Genomic DNA, 8,000 nt, shown 5'->3' with positions numbered 1-8,000 from the left:
ATAAGTCAAACCGACCAAGAAGGCAAAGAACGCCTTCGTGGCCGATTCGCCTTATGCCACCCGCCTCTGAGCAAAGCCCCTCCGCTTTTCTTCCCACAGGAGCGCAGCGACGAGGAGGCTCACGGGTCACCCGCGGAAAGCGAAGTCTTGCACGGAAATCAACAGCGGTATTAGCAGAGATTCTTAAGTTTATTCTCACTTAAATAGTTAAACTATTCAAAAAATGATTCACTATTCATTTTTAATGAGTTATTCTAGAAATAAGGGGAGGGATTACATTGACAGTGTCAAACCATTACGAAACGGTCAAGTTACATAAAGAAGGAAGGGTCGCCAGGCTTCAATTGAACCGGCCAAAGTCTCTGAACGCTTTGGATGCAGGACTTATGAAGGATCTCCTTGGCGCCTTAAAGGAAGTCAAAGCAGATCCTGAGATTGCCCTTTTAGTATTGACTGGAGAAGGAAAGGGGTTTTCCTCAGGCGGCGATATTAAATCAATGCTAACGCTGAGCGGGGAAGAACAATTCTCTGGGATCATGGATACAATCAGTGAACTTGTCATGACGCTGTATACCATGCCAAAAGTGGTGATCACCGGTATTCATGGGGCTGCCGCCGGTCTTGGCTTCAGCCTTGCACTCGCATCAGATTATATTTTATGTGAAGAAGACAGTAAACTTGCCATGAACTTTATCGGAATCGGATTGATTCCGGACGGAGGCAGTCATTTTCTTCTGCAAGAAAGACTCGGTACTCATAAAGCGAAGAGGCTGATCTGGAATGGGAAAGTATTCGAAGGTCAGGAAGCGTTAATGAAAGGGCTTGTGGATGAAGCTCTTCCTTCAGGCAAGTTGAAGGATGGGATTCAACGATATATCGATCAATGTTTAGCAGCACCTGTCAAAGCCATGCTCAAGACAAAGGAAATCTATGTTTCCCTTAATAAAGAAAGATTGCAGCATGCCTTGGAGCTTGAGAAGGAAGGCCAGTGGCTGATGAGACAAACGGGTGATCATCAAGAGGGAATCCGGGCTTTCGCAGAGAAAAGAAAACCGGAATTTAAAGGAATTTAAATTGACTGTAATAGACGAAAGCCCGTCCCGCATTTAAAGTACTGCGGCACGGGCTTTTCAGATGGTTTAGGGATGAAATAGAATCATTTTCCCAAGCGGTGATGTACAGCGGTGTGTATGGTCCAGATACCCCTTTTCTTCCAGTAAGGCTTCACCGGTTTCCTTAGCTTCATTGTCTGAAGATGCTTCGAAAGTGTCATCGAGAATTTTCTTTCCGTCTTTTTCGAATACTGTTAACTTATACGTTTTCATCGTTTATACCCCTTTGTCTATTAAACTTTCATTCTTTATTATTTTTCCATAATTTTTAAAAAATTTAAAGTCTTAATAGAAATAAAAATTAAAGCAGGAAAATGAAACCTTTCTTCGTTAGAATCGTAGAGTACTTTATGAGTAGGAAAAGGATGAGAGGGGAAACTTCAAATGAGCTTATCAATTCACCAGGTGACCAAGAAGTTCGGCAGCTTCACCGCGGTTGACAGATTGTCTCTTACAATAAATCCTGGAGAGATGTTCGGTTTCCTTGGAGCAAATGGAGCGGGGAAGACCACCACATTCAGGATGGTGTTGGGATTGTTGGATCCAACAGCGGGAGAGATCAAGTGGAATGGCAGCAGCATCGACTATGCCGCAAGCGGGGAAATCGGATATCTTCCTGAAGAACGCGGACTTTATCCCAAGATGAAGGTCAAGGATCAGATCGTTTATCTGGCACGCCTCCGAGGGATGGATAAAAATGACGTATTAAAGGAACTTTCCTATTGGCTGGAAAGGTTTAATATACCGCAATATTTAGATAAAAAAGTAGAAGAGCTCTCAAAAGGGAATCAGCAAAAGATACAATTCATCTCTTCTGTCATTCATAAACCGAAGCTGCTGATCCTTGACGAGCCATTCAGCGGACTTGACCCTGTAAATGTTGAATTGCTAAAAGATGCTGTCAGGGAAATAAAAAAGAAAGGCACGACCATTGTGTTTTCAAGTCATCGGATGGAGCATGTGGAAGAATTATGTGAAAGTCTATGTATCATGCATCATGGGCATCCGGTCGTACATGGTTCACTAAAAGACATAAAGCGTTCCTTTGGCAAAAAGAATGTCGTTATTTATGCAGATTTTGATTTAACCTATTTACAGAATTTTAATGGTGTTGCCAAGTTCAGAGAAATAACGGAAGGCGTCCTGCTGCAAGTAGACTCGGAAGAAACGGCAGAAAAAGTTTTTCGGGATGCAGCTCAAAAAGGGTTCCTTCGTAAATTCGAGTTGGAAGATCCATCATTGAATGACATTTTCATAGAAAAGGTGGGGACTTCCTATGAATAAGTTTTTAATAATGCTCACCCATTCTTATTTCTCGAAACTAAAAGCCAAATCGTTTATCATTTCTACCATTATCATTGCAGGTGCGTTGGTATTATTGACGAATTTCGATCAAATCCTGTCCAATTTCGATGGTGGCGATGAAGAGAAGGTTGTGGTACAGGATGAAACCGGATATCTTTATTCAATGCTTAAAGCTCAGGTAACTGTTTTGAATAATGATATTAAGTTGACAGACTCAACTGATCCGCTTGCAGAAATCGAGAAGAAAATAGAAGAGGAAGAGATCAAAGGGCTGCTTGTATTAACGGAGGGGGAAGAAGGTCTTCCCGAAGCCCATTATAAATCAGCCTCGTTATCTGATTCGGCTTTGACGGCTGATTTACAGCTAGCCCTGCAGAATATTAAATCTTCACTGGCCGCAAATAAACTTGAACTTTCAAGTGAAGAGCTGGCAGCATTAAGCGGTCCCGTTACATTTGAAAAAGAAGCCTTGTCTGAGGGTGCTAAATCAGAAGAGGAGCTGAGTCAGGCGAGAGGTATTGTGTATGTTCTATTGTTCTTCATCTACTTCTCCGTAATCGCTTATGCCAATATGACGGCCATGGAAGTTGCGACCGAGAAGAGTTCAAGGGTAATGGAAATATTGATTTCGAGTGTCTCTCCAGTACAGCAAATGTTTGCTAAGATCATTGGGATCGGTCTCGTCGGGTTAACTCAATTAGCGATCATCCTGGCGGTAGGTTATTTTACATTAATCAACCGCAAAGATGAGCTTGCAGGAAGTTTTTTTGAATCGTTTGGATTTGAATCCCTGTCGGTAAGTGTCATTCTGTATGCAGTCGTATATTTCTTGCTGGGATACTTCCTGTATGCGACTCTTGCAGCTCTGCTTGGTTCTCTTGTCAGCAGGATTGAAGATGTACAGCAGATGATCATGCCGATGACGTTCGTCATCATGATTGGCTTCTTTATCTCCATGTTCGGTCTTGGCAATCCCGAATCAAGCTTTATCACGATCACATCCTATATTCCGTTTTTCACTCCAATGGTTATGTTCCTTAGAGTAGGGATGCTGAATCTGCCCGTTTATGAACCGATTATCGGAATCGTCGTATTGCTTGTCACCATTATTCTTCTTGGTGTGTTTGGAGCACGGGTCTACCGTGGAGGTGTCCTGCTTTACGGGAAGTCAAATTCCTATAAGGATATCAAGAAAGCGATGGATCTTACGAATAATAAATAGTTTCCAGGCTGTCTCCGTAATAAGGAGGCAGCTTTTTATATGGTTTCCTTATACTTTTCCTGATAATAGCTGAAATAATAGGCTATTTTAGGATATAATGAGAATACAGAACGTACATTCGTAACGGAGAGGGGATTACATGGAGAAGATACGATTTATTCATTGTGCCGATTTGCACCTGGACAGTCCGTTTGTCGGTTTGAAGCACGTTCCTCCCGAACTATTCGACCGCATCCAGAACAGCACGTTTGCAGCTTTTGAAAACCTTGTAAAGGAAGCGATACAGAAAAAGATAGACTTTATGATCATAAGCGGGGATCTGTTTGATGAGGAGGACAGGAGTATCAGGGCTCAGGCGCGGCTATTGAATCAGTTCAACCTTTTAAATGACTTTGGGATTCCTGTATATGTCATCCACGGAAATCATGACCATCTAGGAAGTTTCCGATTAGAGCTCGATATGCCAAGGAATGTCCATGTTTTTAATAAAGAAACCGAAGTGAAGGAGCTCGTGACGAAAAGCGGCTCAGTGGTTAAACTAGCTGGTTTCAGCTACGGCACCAGGCATATTCGCGAGCGAAGGATTTCAGACTATCCAAAGCAGCTTGAGGCAGATTATGTCATTGGATTGCTGCATGGAAGTGAAGGGAGCGTACATTCCTCCCACGAAAGTTATGCACCTTTTACCATCAATGAACTGAAAGAGAAAAACTATCATTATTGGGCACTCGGACACATCCATCAACGACAGGTCCTCCATCATGAGCCCCCGATTGTCTATCCGGGCAATATTCAAGGCCGCCACCGCAAAGAGACAGGGGAAAAGGGCTGTTATCTTGTAGAACTATTGGATCACGATGCGGTTCTTGAATTCATATCGACCCAGGATCTACTGTGGGAAAAAATAGAGGTGTCACTTGAAGGAGTCGAGCGGTTCGGCGAAATCTTTCAGCGAATCAGCAGGACTGCAGAGGAATATGAAGGAATAGATGATTGTTTGCTTCAGGTGGTGCTGGAGGATTATCAAAGTTTATCCCCGGAAATGATAGAGGCAATTGAAGGCGGGGATCTTCTTCAGGCTCTGCAAACAGATTTGCAGACAGGTGAACGAATTAAATGGATTCATTCTATTAAATTGAGCCGGATTGAAAATGTTGATATAGATGTAAAGGATCCTTTTATCAGTGATGTAATAGCTGCACTGACAGACATTGACGTTGAAGAAGGGGTAAAGGCATTAGCGGAAATATATGAACACCCTTCGCTCTACCGATATATTGACCCTTTAAGCGAAGAAGAATTATCTCATTTGGTAGAGGAAGCGGTAGATCTAATTCTCCATCCAGCACGTAATCAGTGAGAAAAGAGGTGAACACGATGAGAATCATTCAAATGCACATATATGGATATGGGAAATTGATTAATAAAGTATATGCCCTTGAAGACCTTCAATTATTCTATGGTGAGAATGAGGCGGGGAAATCCACCATCATGTCATTCATACATAGTATTTTATTCGGGTTTCCGACCAGACAGCAAAATCAGCTTCGCTATGAACCGAAAAGCTCCTCTGAGTATGGAGGGAAACTCATTTGTGAAGTGAATGAACTTGGCAGAGTCAGCATCGAACGTGTAAAAGGGAAAGCTGCAGGCGATGTGACAGTTCAGTTCCCTGATGGAAGAACAGGCGGGGAAGAAGCACTGCAGGAATTGATGGGGAAAATGGATAAGTCAACCTATCAGAACATCTTTTCTTTTAACCTGGAAGGCCTGCAAGACATACATAAATTGAAAAAAGACGAGTTAAATCGTTATTTATTCAGCGCAGGCTCTACGGGGACTGACCTCCTTTTGCAAATGGAGCAGCAGTGGCAGAAGGAAAGAGAACAGCTATTTAAGAAGTCTGGCAGAAAGCCGGTCATAAACACCAAACTGAATGAACTTAAGGCTCTGGAAAAGAAGGTTAATGAAGCGAAGGAACAAAACAAGCAATATGGGCCTCTGCTTGAGGAGAAGCAAACATTAGAAACTGCCATCGGTTCCCTGGAAGAAGAAAAAAAATCCCTCGCACAAGAAAGGGATGGCCTGCACGTAATCGAAGAGCATTGGGATATTCTTGCTGAATATGTATCCACTTCGGTAAAACTGTCAGAACTCGAGGAAATCTCTTATCCTGCTAAAGGGGCAGAGCGGCTCAATGAATTGAAAACGGAATGGAGACAAGCATCCTCCTATCTGGAAACACTGGATTCAAAAGAAAAAAATCTGGAAGAAAAGCTTGAAGCTATAGAGCTGCCGCCTCAATTTTTAGAGGAGATCCCCCAAGTTGAGTCCTTAGTATCCCAACAATCTATTTTTATGAAGTGGATGGATAATTTAGGTGAAATCAGCCGGGAAACAAAGATTGTAAAAACCAGAGTTAATGAAACGATGAGAGAACTTGATCTGGACGTAGCTGAAAACAATATACCTTCCATTAACACAAGCATGTTATTAAATGAACGAATAGAAGATGCTCTTCAGGAAACAAATAAGCTGCAAAATGAACAAGAAAATATAAAAAAACAATTAGAAGCTGAATCTGAAGCGATGAAAACAATTGAGGGGAAATGTGAAGAGCTTGAAGAACTTCTCTTGAAAGAAGAAGAGTATCAAGCATTGCAAAGAAAAGTTAAACAGCAATCTTCAAATCAGGCATCACTTCAACAGAAAATGTGGGTTAAAAACCAACTGGATGAAATGGAAAAAGAAGTCCAGGCAAGGCGTAAATCCTTTTCTAAACAAACTCTTTACAGTGGAATGGCATCTTTCATTTTTGCTGGCTTCAGCATATGGACATTGTTAAATGATAATATCATGGGAACTTTTCTCGGCTTCCTCATCATTGCCCTTCTGGTCTTTAATAGATGGAAGTCCAGACAAGATCTGAATGGGAAAATAAATCATCTTTATAATCTAAGAGAAAAAGCCCGGGAAATGTCTGAAGGAATCAATGATTTAATAGATGGATCCACTTCATCCGATACTTTAGAGCGGCAATTAAGGGAGCAGATGGAGTATAGGAGTGAATGGAAACAGCGGATCCTCCAGCTGGAGGAACAAGAAGCCAAATTAGAAAGGCTGAGAAAACAACAGGAAGTTGTCCTCTCCAAACTGAACGTGGAGCATCATAAGCTTGAAGCCATAAAAGAGGAGTTATATCTGCCGGCTGAATTCCCTTTAAAGTGGTTGAAGGATGCATTCGCAAAAATGAAGGAGCTAGTGCTGGCGTATGAAAAATTACAGCAGTTAATGGAAGATGAAAAATTCCTGCAAGAAAAGATCGATGCGTTCTCAAACGAGTGTAAAGAGTGGTTTATCCGCCATTCATTTGCGTATACAACCATGCAGGAAGCATTCATTAAAATAAAAAGCATCTTGCATGATGTAGAGAAAAAGAAACTCGCCTTCGAACAGATTCAATCAGATTTAGAGCCTTTGCGCTTAGAAAAAGAACAATCGGTTCTTCACTTGAAAAAAATAAACAATGAGATTCATTCCTTGATTGGAGAGGCAGGTTGCAAGGACGAAGAAGAATTCCGTGAGCTTGCCGTGAGGGTGGAAGAGCGAAATGAGCTTCTGGCAAGGTATGAGGGAATGAAAACTAGAGTAAACCAAACGACTTTGTCCTTATTCTCTTCATTCGATTTCAAAGAAGAGGTAACCAAAAGGCTGAAAGTGATTGTATTACGGATAAATGAACTGAATCAAGACATATCCGATCATCAAAAGAGGCTTGCTTCCGTTGAATATAAAATCAGGCTATTAGAGGAAGGCACGAGCTACTCACAGCTGCTTCAACAATTTCAGGAAAAAAAGGCCGAACTTCAGGAAATCATCAAGAAGTGGTCTAAATATACTCTTGCACAGGAAAGTCTCAATAAAACGATTCATCATTATCAGCAAACCAAAATGCCGAATGTAATAAAACTGGCAGCTGAGAATTTTACTGTTTTGACCAAAGGTATTTATCATTCCCTCTATGTGACAGAAAATGAAATGATGGAAGTTGAACGGAAAGACGGGGTGCGTTTCCAGGCAGTCGAGCTGAGCCAGGGTACGAAGGAACAGTTATATATTGCCATAAGATTCGCACTCGTCCAATCCTTTAAAGATATTTATAATCTTCCTCTATTAGTCGATGATGGAGCAGTGAACTTTGATTGGGAAAGAACAGGAGCTTTTGTAGAATTGCTGAGAAAGATGGGAAGAGACCATCAAATCATCTTATTTACGTGTCATCCTCATATAAAAAATTATTTTGATGAGAAAGAAACGATTCTATTAGAAAAAGCGGTGCTTGTATAACGATTTTGTAAAGA

General features: G+C 41.5%; 6 protein-coding genes. 5 read left to right on the top strand and 1 reads right to left on the bottom strand.

The features are described from left to right. Positions 1–278: 278 nt before the first annotated feature. The gene (locus AAEO50_RS13990; protein WP_341984698.1) at positions 279–1,073 is read left to right on the top strand and encodes an enoyl-CoA hydratase; all 795 of its coding nucleotides are present in this window, start codon (positions 279–281) and stop codon (positions 1,071–1,073) included. A gap of 66 nt (positions 1,074–1,139) precedes the next feature. Here the strand turns inward: AAEO50_RS13990 and AAEO50_RS13985 are convergent, their stop codons facing one another. After that, positions 1,140–1,325 (bottom strand): YhzD family protein, encoded by a 186-nt coding sequence (locus AAEO50_RS13985; protein ID WP_341984696.1) that lies wholly within the window; start codon positions 1,323–1,325, stop codon positions 1,140–1,142. 171 nt (positions 1,326–1,496) lie between these two features. On the opposite strand from AAEO50_RS13985, the gene AAEO50_RS13980 reads away from it, so the two are divergent. The 4 genes from AAEO50_RS13980 (at position 1,497) to AAEO50_RS13965 (ending at position 7,986) form a co-directional block, all read left to right on the top strand. Further along, a complete protein-coding gene (locus tag AAEO50_RS13980) occupies positions 1,497–2,396 on the top strand; it encodes an ABC transporter ATP-binding protein (RefSeq protein WP_341984694.1) in 900 nt (299 codons plus the stop codon). Then, positions 2,389–3,639, top strand: coding sequence for an ABC transporter permease (locus tag AAEO50_RS13975; RefSeq protein ID WP_341984693.1), 1,251 nt, complete (start codon positions 2,389–2,391; stop codon positions 3,637–3,639). Before AAEO50_RS13980 ends, AAEO50_RS13975 begins: the two co-directional genes overlap by 8 nt. A gap of 139 nt (positions 3,640–3,778) precedes the next feature. After that, positions 3,779–4,999 (top strand): DNA repair exonuclease, encoded by a 1,221-nt coding sequence (locus AAEO50_RS13970; protein ID WP_341984692.1) that lies wholly within the window; start codon positions 3,779–3,781, stop codon positions 4,997–4,999. A 17-nt stretch (positions 5,000–5,016) separates the two neighbouring features. Further along, on the top strand, positions 5,017–7,986 hold the full coding sequence (locus tag AAEO50_RS13965) for an ATP-binding protein (protein ID WP_341984691.1): 2,970 nt from the start codon (positions 5,017–5,019) through the stop codon (positions 7,984–7,986). Positions 7,987–8,000 lie beyond the last annotated feature (14 nt).

It is taken from the genome of Rossellomorea oryzaecorticis (assembly GCF_038405515.1).
In the GTDB taxonomy this organism is placed as follows: domain Bacteria; phylum Bacillota; class Bacilli; order Bacillales; family Bacillaceae_B; genus Rossellomorea; species Rossellomorea oryzaecorticis_A.
Note: the sequence above shows the minus strand (reverse complement) of the source record. Positions and strands in the feature narration are given on the sequence as shown.